15 protein-coding genes are annotated in these 15,470 nt (G+C 70.9%); 7 read left to right on the forward strand and 8 right to left on the reverse strand.

Annotated elements, in window-relative coordinates:
• The first annotated feature begins 132 nt into the window (after window positions 1–132).
• A complete protein-coding gene (locus ABZ453_RS07030; RefSeq protein ID WP_359012344.1) occupies window positions 133–738 on the forward strand; it encodes a helix-turn-helix domain-containing protein in 606 nt (201 codons plus the stop codon).
• Between the two features lie 16 nt (window positions 739–754).
• Here the strand turns inward: ABZ453_RS07030 and ABZ453_RS07035 are convergent, their stop codons facing one another.
• The 4 genes from ABZ453_RS07035 to ABZ453_RS07050 all read right to left on the reverse strand — a co-directional run bounded on the left by ABZ453_RS07035 (window position 755) and on the right by ABZ453_RS07050 (window position 4,730).
• Window positions 755–2,137, reverse strand: coding sequence for a dihydrolipoamide acetyltransferase family protein (locus ABZ453_RS07035; RefSeq protein WP_359012346.1), 1,383 nt, complete (start codon window positions 2,135–2,137; stop codon window positions 755–757).
• Between the two features lie 4 nt (window positions 2,138–2,141).
• Window positions 2,142–3,167, reverse strand: a complete 1,026-nt coding sequence (locus tag ABZ453_RS07040; protein ID WP_359012348.1) for an alpha-ketoacid dehydrogenase subunit beta — start codon at window positions 3,165–3,167, stop codon at window positions 2,142–2,144.
• 5 nt (window positions 3,168–3,172) lie between these two features.
• On the reverse strand, window positions 3,173–4,183 hold the full coding sequence (locus ABZ453_RS07045; protein ID WP_359012349.1) for a thiamine pyrophosphate-dependent dehydrogenase E1 component subunit alpha: 1,011 nt from the start codon (window positions 4,181–4,183) through the stop codon (window positions 3,173–3,175).
• Between the two features lie 103 nt (window positions 4,184–4,286).
• Window positions 4,287–4,730 carry a VOC family protein gene (locus tag ABZ453_RS07050; RefSeq protein WP_359012351.1) on the reverse strand — a complete coding sequence of 148 codons (444 nt, stop codon included), beginning with the start codon at window positions 4,728–4,730 and terminating at the stop codon, window positions 4,287–4,289.
• Window positions 4,731–5,069: 339 nt separating this feature from the next.
• On the opposite strand from ABZ453_RS07050, the gene ABZ453_RS07055 reads away from it, so the two are divergent.
• The 4 genes from ABZ453_RS07055 (at window position 5,070) to ABZ453_RS07070 (ending at window position 9,234) form a co-directional block, all read left to right on the forward strand.
• On the forward strand, window positions 5,070–6,230 hold the full coding sequence (locus ABZ453_RS07055) for an aromatic ring-hydroxylating dioxygenase subunit alpha (protein WP_359012617.1): 1,161 nt from the start codon (window positions 5,070–5,072) through the stop codon (window positions 6,228–6,230).
• A 35-nt stretch (window positions 6,231–6,265) separates the two neighbouring features.
• Window positions 6,266–7,057 (forward strand): SDR family NAD(P)-dependent oxidoreductase, encoded by a 792-nt coding sequence (locus ABZ453_RS07060; protein WP_359012353.1) that lies wholly within the window; start codon window positions 6,266–6,268, stop codon window positions 7,055–7,057.
• Window positions 7,058–7,109: 52 nt separating this feature from the next.
• Complete coding sequence (locus ABZ453_RS07065; RefSeq protein ID WP_359012355.1) at window positions 7,110–8,846, forward strand: PEP-utilizing enzyme; 1,737 nt, start codon at window positions 7,110–7,112, stop codon at window positions 8,844–8,846.
• A gap of 73 nt (window positions 8,847–8,919) precedes the next feature.
• Entirely contained in the window at window positions 8,920–9,234 is a 315-nt protein-coding gene (locus ABZ453_RS07070; RefSeq protein ID WP_359012356.1) for a putative quinol monooxygenase, read from the forward strand.
• A 170-nt stretch (window positions 9,235–9,404) separates the two neighbouring features.
• On the opposite strand, the gene ABZ453_RS07075 is transcribed toward ABZ453_RS07070, so the two are convergent.
• The 4 genes from ABZ453_RS07075 to ABZ453_RS07090 are packed head-to-tail and all read right to left on the reverse strand — an operon-like array spanning window position 9,405 to window position 12,391.
• On the reverse strand, window positions 9,405–10,445 hold the full coding sequence (locus ABZ453_RS07075) for an NADP-dependent oxidoreductase (protein ID WP_359012358.1): 1,041 nt from the start codon (window positions 10,443–10,445) through the stop codon (window positions 9,405–9,407).
• A 4-nt stretch (window positions 10,446–10,449) separates the two neighbouring features.
• Window positions 10,450–10,665: a transposase gene (locus tag ABZ453_RS07080; RefSeq protein ID WP_359012359.1), complete on the reverse strand. Its 216-nt coding sequence runs from the start codon at window positions 10,663–10,665 to the stop codon at window positions 10,450–10,452.
• Window positions 10,666–10,670: 5 nt separating this feature from the next.
• The gene (locus tag ABZ453_RS07085) at window positions 10,671–10,985 is read right to left on the reverse strand and encodes a 2Fe-2S iron-sulfur cluster-binding protein (protein ID WP_359012361.1); all 315 of its coding nucleotides are present in this window, start codon (window positions 10,983–10,985) and stop codon (window positions 10,671–10,673) included.
• Window positions 10,982–12,391: an aromatic ring-hydroxylating dioxygenase subunit alpha gene (locus ABZ453_RS07090; protein WP_359012363.1), complete on the reverse strand. Its 1,410-nt coding sequence runs from the start codon at window positions 12,389–12,391 to the stop codon at window positions 10,982–10,984. The genes ABZ453_RS07085 and ABZ453_RS07090 overlap by 4 nt, the downstream gene beginning before the upstream one ends.
• Window positions 12,392–12,815: 424 nt before the next feature.
• Here ABZ453_RS07090 and ABZ453_RS07095 point away from each other — a divergent pair, with 424 nt between their 5' ends.
• Window positions 12,816–13,961 carry a substrate-binding domain-containing protein gene (locus ABZ453_RS07095; protein ID WP_359012365.1) on the forward strand — a complete coding sequence of 382 codons (1,146 nt, stop codon included), beginning with the start codon at window positions 12,816–12,818 and terminating at the stop codon, window positions 13,959–13,961.
• Window positions 13,958–15,469: a sugar ABC transporter ATP-binding protein gene (locus ABZ453_RS07100; protein WP_359012366.1), complete on the forward strand. Its 1,512-nt coding sequence runs from the start codon at window positions 13,958–13,960 to the stop codon at window positions 15,467–15,469. The genes ABZ453_RS07095 and ABZ453_RS07100 overlap by 4 nt, the downstream gene beginning before the upstream one ends.
• Window position 15,470 lies beyond the last annotated feature (1 nt).

Raw genomic sequence — 15,470 nt, forward strand, 5'->3', positions numbered from 1 at the left:
CGCGGTGTCCGAGTCCGGTGGCGGATGTCTCCGGCCTACTGACCATGGTATCGAGTAACTCCGCGGCGTCGGTGCCGTAAATCCTGATACCGCAGGGGCGCTGGGGAAGTGGTCTTGGGCATACTTGACACCATGACGACTTCCGGAACCCGCGCCGCTCACCGCCCGTCGCGTCGGCAGTGGGTGATCGAGGCTGCCACGGAGCTGTTCGCCACCCAGCCGCCGGACGAGGTGACGGTGGCCGACATCGCCGCGCGGGCGGAGATGACGTCCGCGGCGGTGTATTACCACTTCTCCTCCAAGGACCAGGTTCTGGTGGAGGGGATGCGGGTGTTCGCCGCCGCGCTGCGCGAGCAGCTCGAGTCGCTCACCGCGGAGCACGCTTCCGGTACCGGCATCGGCACGGAGGTCACCTCGCTGCTGGCGTGGCTGGGCGAGCACCGGTCGGCCGCCACCGTCTTCTTCGTCTCCTCGGCAGGGATGAGCCAGGAGGCGGAAGTGCTGCGCCACGAGATCCGTACGCAGCTGCTGGAGGAACTGGTGCGGCTCGTGCGCAAGGACCGCGAGCCCGTGACCGACGCGGAGGCGGCGGTGACCGGGCTCGCGCTGCTGGCCCTGCTGGAGAACGCCGCCATCTCGCAGATCCGGGGGGACGAGGTCTACCGGGCGCTCGGGCACCGGTCGTTCACCGAGGAGGTCAACCGCCTCTCCGAACGGATCACCGCGGTCGAGGGCTGAGCGGCGCGCGCTCACCTCACACCAGCAGACGCAGCGGTGTACGCAACAGGGCCTCCAGGGTGCGCAGGTACTCGGCGGCGGGGGCCCCGTCGACGGCGCGGTGGTCGAAGGTGAGGCTGAGGGTGAGCACCCGCGTCCGCCGCGGCTGGTCGTCGACCCACTCGACGCCGTCCTTGAGCCTGCCCACACCGAGGATGGCCACGTTGCCGGGGTTGATCACGGGGGTGAAGAAGTCGACGCCGTAGCCGCCGAGCGAGGTGACGGTGAAGGTGGCTCCCTCCAGCTGGGCCGGGGAGATCCGTCCCGCACGGGCGGCGTCGGCCAGCTGCCGCGACCGGCGGGCGATCTCGGGCAGCGGCAGGTCGGCGGCGTCCTCGATCACGGGGACGAGCAGGCCACCGTCGACGGCCACGGCGAAGCCGAGGTGGATGTCCTCGTGGAGGTGGATGGCGTCCTCCCGCACCCCCGCGTTGAGCAGCGGGTGTTCGCGCAGGGCCAGTGCGGCCGCCTTCAGCAGGAAGTCGTTGAGGCTGGGCACCGGCAGATCGCTGTCGGCCCACTCCTGCTTGAGCTGGTCGCGCAGGGCCACGACGGCGTCCATCCGCACTTCGTACCCGTGCGTCAGCTGCGCCATCTCCTGCAGGCTTGCATGCATCCGGCGGGCGATGGTGCCGCGCATACCGGTGAGCGGGAGAACGTCACCGGGCCGCGGCGCGGTGGCCGGGCCGCGGGAGGTCCGGGGCACCGGTGCGGGCGTCGGGGTCGTGGCGTCCAGGTCGGCCCGGCGGATCCGGCCGCCCGCGCCGCTGCCCTGTACGGCGGCGAGGTCGATGCCGCGTTCCTTCGCCAGTCGCCGCACGAGGGGCGAGACGGGGATGACCTGCTCCTCGATCAGGGGGGCCGGAGCCTGTCGGCTCGGGTCGGCGGCGAGGAAGTCCTCCACGTCCTCGGAGACGATCCGGCCGCCGGGCCCGGTGCCGCGCAGACAGCTCAGGTCGACGCGGGCCTCTGCCGCCACCCGCCGGGCGTTGGGCGAGGACAGGATCCGAGTCCCGTCGCGCGTGGCCGTGCCGTTGGCGGACGGAGCCGCGGCGGGTGCGGCCTGCGCGTTGGTCCCCGTCACGGCGGGCTCGGACGCGTCGCCGGAGCCCGGTGGCTGCTCGCCGTCGGCCAGCAGCCAGCCGATGAGCGCTCCGGCCGGGACGGTCGTACCGGCGGGCACCACGGGGTGGAAGACCCCTTGCCCCTCCGCCTCGACGTCCACGTCGACCTTGTCGGTGGCCAGCCGCAGCAGCGCGTCACCCTCGGAGACGAAGGCGCCGGCCGGCACCAGCCACTCGTCGATGGTGCCGTCCTGCATGGTCAGGCCGATCTTCGGCAGCAGAACCTCGACCGCCACGTCGTCACGACCTTTCCAGCAGCCGGCGGCAGCCCTGCGCGATGCGGGCCGCGTCGGGTACGTAGGCCTGCTCCAGGACCGGCGAGAACGGCACCGGGGAGAACGGCGCGCCGATGCGCAGGACCGGGGCGTCCAGGTGGTCGAAGGCGGCGTCCTGGATCTGGGCGGCGATCTCCGCGCCGAGCCCGCCGAAGGTGACGGCCTCGTGCACCACCAGCACCCGGTTGGTGCGGCGGGCCGAGGCGATCATGGTCTCGGTGTCCAGGGGCTGCACCGTGCGCGGGTCGATGACCTCGGCCTCGATGCCCTCGGCGGCCAGTTCCTCGGCTGCGGCGAGAGCCTCGCCGACCATGCGGCCGAGGGCGATGACGGTGACGTCGGTGCCCGGCCGCGCGGTGTGGGCCCGGCCCAGCGGGATGGCGTAGATGTCCTCGGGCACCTCGCTCCTGCTGCCCAGCAGGACCTTGTTGAGCATGATGACGACCGGGTTGTCGTCGCGGATGGCCGATACGGTCAGACCCTTGGCGGTGTAGGCGTCGCTCGGCATCACGACTTTGAGGCCGGGCACGTGGGCGAGCCAGGCCTCGAGGCTCTGGCTGTGCTGGGCGGCGGCGCCGAGGCCGGCGCCGGAGGCCGTGGTGATGGTCAGCGGCACCGAGACGGCGCCGCCGAACATGTACTTCATCTTGGCGGCCTGGTTGACGATCTGGTCCAGGCAGACGCCGATGAAGTCCATGAACATCAAGTCGACCACGGGGCGCAGGCCCCGGGCGGCCGCGCCCACGCCCAGGCCGACGAGGGCGGCCTCGGAGATCGGGGTGTCGATCATGCGGCGGGGGCCGAACTCGTCGAGGAGGTTGTCGAACATGCGGAAGACGCCGCCGTATCCGGCCACGTCCTCTCCGGCGACGAAGACGTTGTCGTCCTCGCGCATGGCCTGGGCCAGACCCTCGTTGAAGGCCTTGACGTAGGTGAGGGTGCGGGCCGTGCCGTTGGGGGCGACGGCGGGTGCTTCGGTGATGGCGGTCATGTCGGTCACCCCGAGTAGACGTTGAGCAGCAGGTCGGCGGTGTCGGGCAGGGGGCTGGCCTCGGCGTGGGCGATGGCCTCGGCGATCTCCTCGCGCGTGCGCCGCCATACCTCGTCCAGCTCCGCACGGGTGGCGGTGCCGTCGGCGACGGCGCGGGCCTCGAGCAGGTCGATCGGGTCGCGGGCCTTCCACTCGTCGACCTCCTCCTGCGAGCGGTAGGGGTGACGCAGTCCCTTGACGCCCTGGTGGTCGTAGTAGCGGTAGGTCTTGGCCTCGATCATCATCGGGCCCTCGCCGGCCCTGGCGCGGGCGACCGCGTCGACGGCGGCGGCGTGGACGGCGACCGCGTCCATGCCGTCGACGATCACACTGGGCATGCCGTAGGCCGCCGCCCGGTCGGCGACATCGGTGAGGAGCATGTGTTTCGACTGCGGGGTGAACTCCGCGTAGCCGTTGTTCTCGCACACGAACAGGACCGGCAGGCGCAGTACGGCGGCCATGTTGGCGGCCTCGTGGAAGGAGCCGATGTTGGTGGCGCCGTCGCCGAAGAAGGTGACGGCGATGCTGTCCTCGCCCTTGTAGCGGGCGGCGAAGGCCGCACCGACGGCGATCGGGATGCCGGCGCCGACGATGCCGTTGGCGCCGAGCATGCCGAGCGTGACGTCGTTGATGTGCATGCTGCCGCCGCGGCCGAGGCAGGCGCCGGTGACGCGGCCGTACAGTTCGGCGTACATCTGCCGGAAGCTGACGCCCTTGGCCACGGCGTGTCCGTGTCCGCGGTGGGTGGAGGTGATCTGGTCGTCGTCGTGCAGCGCCGCCATCACTCCGGCGGCCACCGCCTCCTGGCCGACGTAGAGGTGCAGGAAACCCGGGAGCTTGCCCGCCTCCATGAGTTTTCCGGCCTCCGTCTCGAACAGCCGGATACGGATCATGCGCTCGTGCAGGTCGCGTACGACCTGCGCGGGAATCTCGTCAGCGGCCGTCGTGGCCTGCTCGTGCGGTGGTGTGTACGCCATCGTCCGCCCCTTCGTCCCGAGGGAGGTGTCCCGCCGAGGGACTTTCTTGCACCGGTCTACAGTAACCAGCAGAGCGCACCTTACTGAAGAGGGTGTCTAATTACTATGGGCAGTCCACCAACTCGACGACATTGCCCTCCGGGTCCGCCCAGAAGCTGATCCGCCGCCCGCGCGCCTCCACCACGACCGGCCGGGACAGCGGCCGGGCACCCGCGGACGGCAGTGCGGCAACGACGGGGTCCATGTCGTCGAGGTGAAGGGTGACGTACGCCAGGCCGCGGCGCGCGGCGAGCGGCTCGGCCACCGGCGCGGGTACGGCGGCTGCCTGAGGGTGAATCAGTTTGATCCGACCCCCCGACGGCACCTGAAGCCAGACGACCGTGAGCTGCCCGCCCAGCCCCGCAGGCCCAGCGACCTCCCCGGGGACGACGGAACGGTGCACCGCCGGGCAGCCGAGCGCCTCACCGTAGAAGCGCTCCATCAGCGCCAGGTCCGCCACGACGATCCCGGCCTCGAACGGACGGGTCATCGACACGGGGAACTCCATCGGCCATCACCTCAAGCTGCAGCCGGTCACCAGAAAGGTCAGGGGCCTCTGGTGCCTCACCGGACACCGAGGACGAGGTGAGGCCGGGGCCACCCACCTGCTTCTTCCCTACTTACTATTGACAGACAACACTAAGCCCTGTTGTTTTGTCGCTCACAGCCCAGCTGTCGCAACCGGAGCCGTTCCCCAGCTCTCGGCTGGGAGGATTGTGAGGACACCGTGGTCCCGACCAGTTCACTGCAGTCCCAGGAAACGGCTGATCAGCGTCAGCCGCCCCGGGCCCCTGAATACTCCTCATGGATCAGCCAGGACCGGTCCACCGACGCCTCTTCCGTGGCGATGCGGCAGGATGCGGCCCGACTGGTCGACCGCGTGGTCGAGCACTACCGCGCGGGCACGACCCACGAGGTCGCGGACCAGTGGACGGAACCCGTCGCGCACTACCTCGACGCGCGCCGCTGGCAGCGCGAGACGGACGCCGTCCACCGCGGCGTTCCGCTGCCGCTCGCCATGTCGAGCGAGCTTCCCGGCCCGAACACCTACAAGGCGATCGACGTGCTCGGCGTCCCGGTCCTGATCACCCGTGACCGGCAGGGCACGGTGCACGCGATGATCAACGCCTGCCGGCACCGCGGGGCCAAGCTCCTCGAACCCGGCTGCGGGGTGTCGAAACGGCTCACCTGCCCCTACCACTCCTGGTCCTACGACCTGGCCGGGGAGCTGCGGGGCGTGTACGCCGAGAAGACCTTCGGCGACGTGCCCCGCGAAGGGCGCGGCCTGGTGCGACTGCCGGCCGGGGAACGCGCCGGCATCGTCTTCGTGTCGCTGGACCCGGCCGCCGAGCACGACCTCGACGACTGGCTGGGCGATCTGCTCCCGCTTCTGGAGGGGCTCCGCCTGGCGGAGTGCCACCACTACGCGACCCGGGAACTGACCAGCCCCAACTGGAAGGTCACCCTGGACGGCTATCTGGAGACGTACCACTTCGCCTCACTGCACCCGAAGACCGTCTTCGAGACCAACCTCTCCAACATGATGGCGCACGACACCTGGGGACCGCACCAGCGGATCGCGCCGGCCCTGCGGCCCATCGCCGGGGCGGTGGACCTGCCGCCCGAGCAGCGGGACCCCGGTGACTGCGTCGGCCCCATCTACTGGCTCTTCCCCGGACTCGCGATCGCCGGCGGCTGGCGCCAGAAGATCGCCGTCTCCCTCGTCCTTCCCCGCACGGCCACCGAATCGGTGACCCAGCAGATCATCCTGCTGCGCGAACCGGCCGTCACCGAGGAGGAGCGCAAGGCCGCCGACCAGTTCGGCGAGTGGTTCCACGAGGTGGTCCGCGACGAGGACTACGCGACGACGTACGGAGTCCAGCAGGGCCTTGAGGCTCTTGCCGCAGCCGGTACCGACTTCGTCTTCGGGCGCAACGAGCCCGGCCTCCAGCACTTCCACCGCACCATCCACGCGCACCTGGAAACCGCAGAACGAGCCGCCAGGTGACGAACCCTCACCCTCAACACAAGCAGGAGAACACCATGGTGGCTACGGGCAGCCTCGACGGACGTGTCGCGGTGATCACGGGCAGCACGCGCAGCATCGGGCGCGCCATCGCCGAGGCATTCCTGGCCGACGGCGCCACGGTCGTCGTCAGCGGCCGCAACGAGGTCAAGGGCAAGCAGGCGCTGGAGGAGATGGCCGCCGGTGACCGGGCCGTCTTCCACGCCTGCGACGCCAGCAGTCAGCAGGACATCGAGGGCCTCGCCGACTTCGCCGCCGAGAGGTTCGGACGGCTCGACATCTGGGTCAACAACGCGGGCGGCACGCAGGGCTTCGCGCCCGTGCACGAGCTCAGCGACGAGGCCTGGGACCACGCCCTCGCCTTCAACCTCAACGCCTACTTCTACGGCACCCGCCGGTCCCTGCCGAAGATGCTCGAACACGGCTGGGGCCGCATCATCAACATCTCCTCCGTGGAGGGCAAGCAGGCCAATAAGCCCGCGATCAGCCACTACATCACCAACAAGCACGCCATCCACGGCCTGACCAAGGCGACCGCCTTCGAGTACGGCACCCAGGGCATCACCTGCAACGCCATCTGCCCCGGTGCCGTGGACACCGACCTCATGCGGGCCGCCGGTCCCGCGGCGGCCGAGGCCGAGGGCATCAGCTACGAGGAGTGGCTCGGCCGGTTCGCCGAGCACGCCGCCACCAAGAAGATCACCACGGTGGAGCAGATCGCCGCGGTCGCCTCCCTCCTCGCCGGCGACGCCGGCGCGGGCATCACCGGCGCGCTGATCAGCGTCGACGGGGGAACGGCGCAGTGGTAGGCGCGGGACGGGCAGGGACAGGCGCGGGCACGGACGGCGGGAGACGTCGGGCATGAAGAGCTGGATCACGGACTGGCAGCGCAGCGAGCGGCTGCCGCACTACACCCGCGCCAACGCGGGCGAGACCCTCCCGGAACCGGCCAGCCCCCTGGGCTGGACCCTGGTGTGGGGGCCGGGTCTGCAGGGCTGGCGCAAGGGCTTCGTCGGCTTCGGCATCTACCGCGAGGAGGAGGTGGCCGGTCCCCGGCCGCCCTTCGTGGGGATGTTCGGCGGCTACTTCTACCTCAACCTCTCCCACATGCGGCTGTTCGGCATCCGCATGGGCCAGACGGCGGACCAGATCGACGCGGCCTTCGTCGGCCAGCGCTCCGACACCCCCGTGTACGTGGCGCATCCCGAGGACGAGGACGCGGAGCTGACCGCCAAGGCGGGCGGGACGCTCCAGCGGATGCTGGGGCAGTCGAACTTCCCTGAGGCCGACGCCGACCGGGAACGGCTACGCCTGCTGCGCCGCGAACGACCCGACCTGAGCGAGCTGTCCGACGGTCAACTGGTGGCGTACGCCCGCTCGTTGCTGGGCCAGGTGGAGACGACGTACCAGCGGCACGTCGAGTCGTCCCTGCCCGCCTCCGTCGGGCCGGCGATCCTCGGCCCGCTGTGCGCGAGCGTGGACCGCCCCGACGCCATGCTCGACCTCATCGGCGGTCTCGGCGACGTCGACTCCGCCTCCCCGTCCGACGGACTGTGGACGCTGTCGCGCCAGGTGGCGAACTCCGCCGAGCTGACCGCCCTGTTCGACCAGGGCGCGGCCGCGGTGGAGCGGGCGCTCGACGGGGCGGACGGGGACGTGAAGGCCTTCCGCGACTCCTTCGAGGAGTTCCTGGCCGCCTCCGGCGACCGCGGCCCCAACGAATGGGACATCCACGCCCTGTCGTGGGAGGCTGCGCCCGTCCAGGCACTGGCCCTGGTCGACCGGATCCGGCACAGCCCCGACGACGACTCCCCGGCCAGCCGCAGGCAGCGCCTGACCGAGCGGCGGGAGCAGACGGCGCGGCAGGTCCGGGCGCTGCTTCCCGAGGAAGCGCACGGCATGTTCGACGCCGGACTGCACGCGTCCAAGGTGTGGATCCCGGCCCGCGAGCGCACCAAGGCGAACTGCGTGACCGTCGTCAACGAGATCCGCATGACGGTGCGCGAACTCGGCCGCCGCGGCGTCGAAGCCGGACGCTTCGCGCAGCCCGAGGACGTGATGATGCTGCTGGACAGCGAACTGGATGACTACGTCACCGACCCGGAGGCGTTCGTCCCCGTCATCGCCAGGCGACTCGAGGAGTACGCGCGGCTGCACGAGCTGGAGCCGCCGTTCTTCGTCGCGGACGACGCCCGGACCGAGATCGACACCTGGCCACGGCGCGCGGAGGAAACGACCGATGCCGCGGGCGAGGGCGATGTCCTCAGCGGCGTGGGCGGCAGCCACGGCACCTACACGGGCACGGTACGGGTGGTCAGCGACCCGGCGTCCTGCGAGGCGCTGGAGCCCGGTGAGGTGCTGGTCGCGCCGATCACCGACGCGGCATGGACCCCGCTGTTCCTCGTCGCCGGGGCGGCCGTCGTGGATGTGGGCGCACTCAACAGCCACGCCGTCGTGGTCTGCCGCGAACTGGGCATCCCCGCCGTCATCTCCGTCGAGGGCGGCACCCGGCGGCTGCGCGACGGGATGGTCATCACAGTCGACGGCGACAAGGGCACCGTCACCGTGGACAGCGTTCCGGCGGCGCTCGGCAGCTGACCACCACGGGCCGGGCCCGGCGCTCCCAGAACGGATGCGCCGGGCCCGCTGCCCGGAAAGGGGAGTACGGCACATGGCAGAGCAGATCATCGTCTCCGGGTGGATGGACTACGAGCCCGCCGACCGGGACACGATGCTGGGTCATCTCGTCGAGCTGGGCCACCGTACGCGTGCGGCGGAACCCGGCTGCCTCGACTACGCGATGACCGCCGACCCCGCGGACAAGCGACGCATCCGGGTGTACGAGCGGTGGACCTCCCAGCAGGCGCTCGACGAGCACTTCACCACCGCGCACATCAAGGAGTTCCGGGCGGCCTCGTCCGGGCTCGTACGCGTGGGCGTCAGTCTCCAGGCCCACCAGGTGACCGCCTCGCGCGACATGCGCTGAGGCCCGGCACCGGCGAAAAGGGGCGGGGGGGGGGGGGGCGGGCGCCGCCCCCCCCCCCCCCCGCGCCGCCCCGCGCGCCGGCCGCCCCCGGGCGGGGGGGCCGCGCCCCCGGCTAAAGGGGGGGGGGCGCCGTTCCCACCCGCGCCCCCCCCGCCCCTTTTCGCCGTCCCTTACCGGTCGACTCCGCAGGTGTCCAGCCTGACCAGCATCTTGCCGACGTTGCCGCCGGCGAGCAGGGACAGCAAGGCCTGCGGGGCGTTGTCCAGGCCCTCCACCACCGTTTCCCGGGCCGTGACCTCGCCGGAGCGCAGCCAGCCTGTGACCCGGCTCTCGAACTCCGGGCGCAGGTCGTCGTGGTCGCGCACGATGAAGCCGCGCAGGGTCAGCCGTTTGAGGACCGCCTGGATGAGCTGGTTGATGTCGGCGGAGCGCCGCTCAGCGCCGAACTGGGACATCATCCCGCACAGAGCGACCCGCCCGCCGGGGCGCAACGCGTGCAGGGCGGCGACGAGTTGCTCGCCGCCGACGTTGTCGAAGTAGACGTCCACGCCGTCGGGGGCCAGCCTGGCGAGCGCCTCGCGCACCGGCTCGGCCCGGTAGTCCGCGGCTGCGTCGTAGCCGAACTCCTTCACCAGCAGCGCGCACTTGTCCGGCCCGCCGGCGGTGCCGATGACGCGTCCCGCGCCCAGCAGCCGGGCGAACTGTCCGGCCGCGCTGCCCACGGCCCCCGCCCCGGCCGAGACGAGGACGGTGTCGCCGGGGCGGATCCCGGCGATCCGCGTCAGCCCGACGTACGCGGTGAAACCGGTCTGTCCGAGGAGTCCCAGCCAGGTGGGCAACGGCGCGAGGGCGGGGTCGATGCGCCCGGCGCCGTCGGTGGCGGCGGCGTCGAGGACGGCGTGTTCGCGCCAGCCGAGCTGGTGGCGTACGAAGCTGCCCGGCGGCACTGAGGCGCACCGGCTCTCCTCCACGACGCCCAGGGCCCTCCCGTCGAGCGGGGATCCGGGGGTGAAGTTGTGCGTGTAGTGCTTCTCGGTGCTCTCCAGCCGGCCGCGCATCGAGGGATCCACGCTCATGTAGAGGTTGCGGACGAGGAGTTGCCCCGCTCCGAGCGGCGGCAGCTCGCGCTGCTCGAGCGCGAAGTCGTCCGGGACCGGCTCCCCGTCCGGGCGGCGTACCAGGCAGACCACCCGTGTGGTGCGCACTGTCACCGGCTCATTCCTCCGGCTGCGGGACGGAGCGGCGCCGGGCGAGCCGGCCCACCCAGCCGGCCATCTGCAGGTCGGCGTGGCGCAGTTCGCCCGACTGCCAGCGGGCCTGGAAGTCGAAGATGCCCTGTGCCCCGGTCCTGGGGTCGGTCACCTCCACCATCCCGTCCTCCGTGAGCCGGTAGACATGCCCGGTCAGCGGATGGGTCACTTGCTTGGGCATGGCGTTCACTCCTGCACTCGGCGGCGCACGCCGCGTCTGGTCACGGTCACCGGGCCGACGACCCGGAGCTGGCAGGCGAGCCGGGTGCGGCCGTCCACGGGCCGACGCAGGGCCTCGATGCCCTCGCGCTCCAGCGGGCCCACCGGCGAGCAGTTGCCGGCGCCCTCGTCGACCTGGACGAAGCAGGTGCGGCAGGTGCCGTTGCCGCCGCAGACGGTGGGCCAGCGGTAGCCGAGCCGGTGCGCGGCGCTGAACAGGTCTTCGCCGTCGAGGACTTCCATCTCCAGTCCGGCGGGCCGGACCGCCACGGTGTGGGTCACTTGCTCATCCAGTGGTCGAGCGTCTGGTTGAAGTGGCGGATGCGGCTCTCCTGGTAGTTGGCCAGGGTAATGCCCGGCTTGCGCATCGCCTTCAGCCCCTGCTGCACATACGGCAGGTTCTCGCAGTCCTGGTCGAAGACCGGTCCGAGCACGCCCAGTTCGGGGATGTCCGCGAAGAGCAGGTCCTCCTCGACCCAGCGCACCTTGGCCGGGGGTGGCATCTCGCCGGGCTGCTTGGGGGACGACATGAAGATGATCTCGGCGATGCACGAGTCGGGGTCCAGGCCGTTGGGCCGGAACCGGTAGACGATGTTGGACTTGGCGCCGCCCCAGGGGTTGAAGTTGGGAAACAGCAAGTAGTTGATGGCGTCGAGGAGTTCGGTGTCCGGGGTCTGCGAGAAGTCCTGGTTCGAGGTGGTCGCCAGTTGGTCCCGCATCCGCTCGGCGAGGACCTGACGGGCCGTGCCGCCGGGCGGGATCGCGGGCAGTTCGCCTCCCTCCGGCACCACCAGATCGCGGCCCTGGGCAGCCGAGTAGAAGGCGCGAGAGTCGTAGAACGTCTCCAGCACGTCCTCCTCCGTCACGAAGTCGGCCACATGCGGGCTGGGAGCGCCCTGGATGTTGATCATCCGGTTCCAGTGGGGCTGGTCGGCCATGACGTCGTACTGGGAGTTGGCGTCGGCGAGCCACAGCAGCATCTGCGGATGGGTGGCGATCACGTGGAAGGACTCGATGAACGCGTCCTGCGCGACCTTCCAGTTGCAGGGCAGCACCTTGGCGATGTGCAGCGACTTGTAGCGCTTCTCCAGCGGCCAGATGTAGTAGTCGTCGAAGGTGCCGCGGTAGCTGTCGAAGGACTCGGCATACGGGTCCATGTTGATGAAGACGAAGCCGCGCCAGGTGGCCACCTTGGCCTCGGGCAGCGCGAACTTCTCGGGGGCGACATGCGGGAAGTCCCAGGCGCACGGCGGGGGCTGCATGGTCCCGTCGAGGTTCCAGGTGAAACCGTGGAACGGACAGCGGAACTCGCTGACATTGCCGCCGTCGGTGCGCAGCTTCCGGCCACGGTGCAGGCACACGTTGACGTACGCGCGGATCTCCTCGGGGGCGGTCCGCACGACGATCAGTGAGTCGTCCCCGATCTCGTAGATCTCGTGGTCTCCGACCTGCGGGATCTCGCTCTCCAGGCAGGCGAACTGCCACACGCGCCGCCACACCTGCCGCATCTCGCGCTCGGCCCACTCACGGGAGACGAAGCGTGCCGAGTCGATGTCCTCGCTGCCCAGGTAGTCGTTCCGCTCAAGGCGCAGGGCGGCGGGAACGGGTCGGCTGTCGCGGTCGAGGTAGTCCTGGACGCTGGGCCCGGGACACCGCGCGGCGCCCACCTCCGACGTTTCGTCCATCATCTCTCCTCAGGCAGAAACTTTAGAGTGAGTGTAGTTAGCGGGGGCATCCGGCGGCAACACTCGCAACAACACCCCGACCCAGGTCTGCCGAGGTCACCGCAGAAATCAGGCGCGGAAACGGGGAATTTTGCGGCGACCCCCTCCCCAAGTCCGCCGCAGCGTGTCACACTCCCACGCACTTGAGGCTGTAGTTCCTCATAAGTTTCTTGGTAGGGCCGGGCTCCATGCCCCGCCCCAGCGCCGCACGGTCACCCCTGCGGCCCACGCCGTGCCCCACGCCGGCGATCACAGGCCCCCTGTTCCACCACCCCCTGTGCCGCCCGTCCCGGTCGGCACCCACAGGACCGCCTGAAACGGAGCCGACCGCCGCGCGAGCGACGCGGGCCGCGGCAGCCCAGGCGCCACACCACGGGAGTACTCGACGATGAGTTCCAGACCCGGTCGCGCGGTCCGCCGCGCCCTCACCGCCACCATCCCCGTCACCGCCCTGCTCGCCCTGTCGGCGTGCGGCAACGACACGACCCCGGCCACCGGCACCTCACAGGCCGCGGCGGCGGCCGACTCCCCCGGCCTGACGGCGGCCCGTGCGGCCCTCAAGACGTACTCCGCCCGCCCGGCCCACATCCCCGTCAGCACTCCCGTGGGCCACAAGATCCCGGGCGGCAAGCAGATCGACTTCATCCTCTGCGGCGTCCAGTCCTGCAAGGACCTCGCCGACTTCACCACGGCCGCGGCCGGGCAACTCGGCTGGAAGGTCAAGCAGATCGCCACCCAGGGCACCCCCGAGTCCGTCCAGGCCGCATACGAACAAGCCGTGCGGGACAAGCCGGACGCCGTCATCGCCTCCGGCTTCCCCCGCGCCGTCTACGCCAAGCAACTGGCACAGCTCAAGGCGGCCGGCATCCCCGTCATCCAGTCCAACGCGGACGACGTGGCCGGCGACGGGATCTCCCTGCTCAAGAACAGGCCCAAGGATGTCGCCGTCCAGGGCGAGATGATCGCCTCCTGGGTGGTGGCCGACAGCGGCGGCAAGGCCGACACCGTCTACTTCGACCTCCCGGCCTACACCATCCTCAAACCCGTCAAGGACTCCTTCGCGGCCAAGTACAAGCAGTGGTGCCCGACGTGCGGACTGGACAGCGTCGACGTACCGATCACAGCGGTCGGCAAGGACATGCCGGACCGGGTGGTGTCCTACCTCAGGTCGCACCCGAAGGTGACCCACGTCGTGTTCTCCCTGGGCCTGCTCAACGTGGGTGTTCCGGCCGCGCTGAAGACCGCCGGCATCACCGGCAAGCACATCGTCGTCAACGTCGGGGACGCGCAGAACTACCAGTACATCCAGAGCGGTCTCACCGACGGTGCCATGGCGCTGAACTCGCACGAGCTGGCCTGGATCCAGATCGACGCCCTGGCCCGGCACTTCACCGGCCAGTCCATGGACGTGGACCAGCAGGCGGCGCTGCCCAACATGCTGGTCACCAAGGACAACCTGCCCTCCGCCGACGGCGACTTCCCCCTCATCCAGGACTACCAGGCGCAGTTCAAGGCGCTGTGGGGGCTGAGTTGACCCGCCCTGTGCTGCGGATCGCCGGGCTGTCGAAGAGATTCGGCCCCACCCGGGCACTTGAGGGCGTGGACCTGGAGATCGCCCCCGGCGAGATCCACGCCCTCCTGGGCCCCAACGGCTCCGGCAAGTCCACGCTCATCAAGATCCTCGCCGGTTACCACCACGCCGAGCCCGGAGCGGTCGCCGAACTCGACGGCGAGACCTTCGACCTGAGCCAGGCCACCGCCGGCCGGCACGACCGGCTCCGCTTCGTCCACCAGGAGCTGGGGCTGGTGCCCGAGCTGAGCGCCGTCGACAACCTGGCGCTCAGCCACGGCTTCGCCCGTACGGCCGCCGGCAACATCCGCTGGCGCGAGATGGAACGGCGTACGACCGCACTGGTGGAGCGGTTCGGCCTGGACGTCGACGTACGCCGGCCCCTGTCCCTGCTCTCGCCCGTCCAGCGCACAGTGGTGGCCATCGCCGCCGCCCTGCAGGGCTGGGAAGGCCGTAGCGGGGTGCTGGTGCTCGACGAGCCGACGGCCGTGCTGCCACCCGGGGAGGTGGCCCGGCTCTTCGACATCGTCCGGGAGGTCCGCGACGCCGGCGCCGGTGTCCTGTACGTCTCGCACCGCATGGACGAGATCTTCGCCCTCGCCGACCGGGTCACCGTCCTGCGCGGCGGCCGCCACGTCGCCACGCGCCCGGTCGCGGGATTGACCCCGCGCACACTGGCGGAGCTCATGGCGGGTGAGGAGATCGACAGCGGCCACCGACCGGTTCAGCCCGCCGCCTCAGCCGAAGCGGTGCTCCAGGTCCGCGACCTGTGGGCCGGGCCCCTGCGGGGCGTCGGTTTCGATCTGGCCAGGGGCGAACGGCTGGGCATCACCGGCCTGGTCGGCTCCGGCCACGAGATCGTGCCCTACGCGGTGTGCGGTGCGCGCACCGCACCGGTGCGCGGCAGACTCCGCCTGCCCGCGCACTCCGACGCGTGGACGGACGCCGGCCACGCCCGGACACTGGGCCTGCCCCTGGTGCCGGCGGACCGAGCGGGCGAGGGAGTGATCGCGGACTTCTCGGTCGCGGAGAACCTCACCCTCCCGCTGCTGCACCGCCTGCGCGGCTCCGGCGGACGGCTGCACCGGCGGCGCGAAACCTCCCTCGCGGAGGACTGGATCCGGCGGGTCGGGGTGCGCACGGCCGGGCGGGAAGCCAGGATCACGACCTTGAGCGGCGGCAACCAGCAGAAGGTCGTCATGGCCCGCTGCCTTGCCCAGCGACCTCCGGTGCTCGCGCTGTGCGAACCCACCGCGGGCGTCGACATCGCGACCCGGCTGCAGCTGTACGACCTGATAGAGCGCCAGGCCGACGAGGGCATGGGCGTGCTCGTCTCCTCCTCCGACACCCAGGACCTGCTCGCCCTGTGCACCCGCGTCCTGGTGGTGCGAGACGGCCGGATCGCACGGGAGATCACCGGCCGGGACATCACCGAATCCGCGCTCGTCCACGCCATGGAAGGAACCGAGTGAG

Origin of the sequence: Streptomyces sp. NPDC005799 (genome assembly GCF_040630525.1) — a bacterium.
Classification (GTDB): domain Bacteria; phylum Actinomycetota; class Actinomycetes; order Streptomycetales; family Streptomycetaceae; genus Streptomyces; species Streptomyces griseorubiginosus_B.

Excerpts from the sequence above, each read along its gene's own strand:
- ABZ453_RS07030 (WP_359012344.1), top strand. The coding sequence starts at position 133 with ATGACGACTTCCGGAACCCGCGCCGCTCACCGCCCGTCGCGTCGGCAG.
- ABZ453_RS07040 (WP_359012348.1), bottom strand. The coding sequence starts at position 3,167 with ATGACCGCCATCACCGAAGCACCCGCCGTCGCCCCCAACGGCACGGCC.
- ABZ453_RS07045 (WP_359012349.1), bottom strand. The coding sequence starts at position 4,183 with ATGGCGTACACACCACCGCACGAGCAGGCCACGACGGCCGCTGACGAG.
- ABZ453_RS07050 (WP_359012351.1), bottom strand. The coding sequence starts at position 4,730 with ATGGAGTTCCCCGTGTCGATGACCCGTCCGTTCGAGGCCGGGATCGTC.
- ABZ453_RS07055 (WP_359012617.1), top strand. The coding sequence starts at position 5,070 with ATGCGGCAGGATGCGGCCCGACTGGTCGACCGCGTGGTCGAGCACTAC.
- ABZ453_RS07060 (WP_359012353.1), top strand. The coding sequence starts at position 6,266 with ATGGTGGCTACGGGCAGCCTCGACGGACGTGTCGCGGTGATCACGGGC.
- ABZ453_RS07065 (WP_359012355.1), top strand. The coding sequence starts at position 7,110 with ATGAAGAGCTGGATCACGGACTGGCAGCGCAGCGAGCGGCTGCCGCAC.
- ABZ453_RS07070 (WP_359012356.1), top strand. The coding sequence starts at position 8,920 with ATGGCAGAGCAGATCATCGTCTCCGGGTGGATGGACTACGAGCCCGCC.
- ABZ453_RS07080 (WP_359012359.1), bottom strand. The coding sequence starts at position 10,665 with ATGCCCAAGCAAGTGACCCATCCGCTGACCGGGCATGTCTACCGGCTC.
- ABZ453_RS07090 (WP_359012363.1), bottom strand. The coding sequence starts at position 12,391 with ATGATGGACGAAACGTCGGAGGTGGGCGCCGCGCGGTGTCCCGGGCCC.
- ABZ453_RS07095 (WP_359012365.1), top strand. The coding sequence starts at position 12,816 with ATGAGTTCCAGACCCGGTCGCGCGGTCCGCCGCGCCCTCACCGCCACC.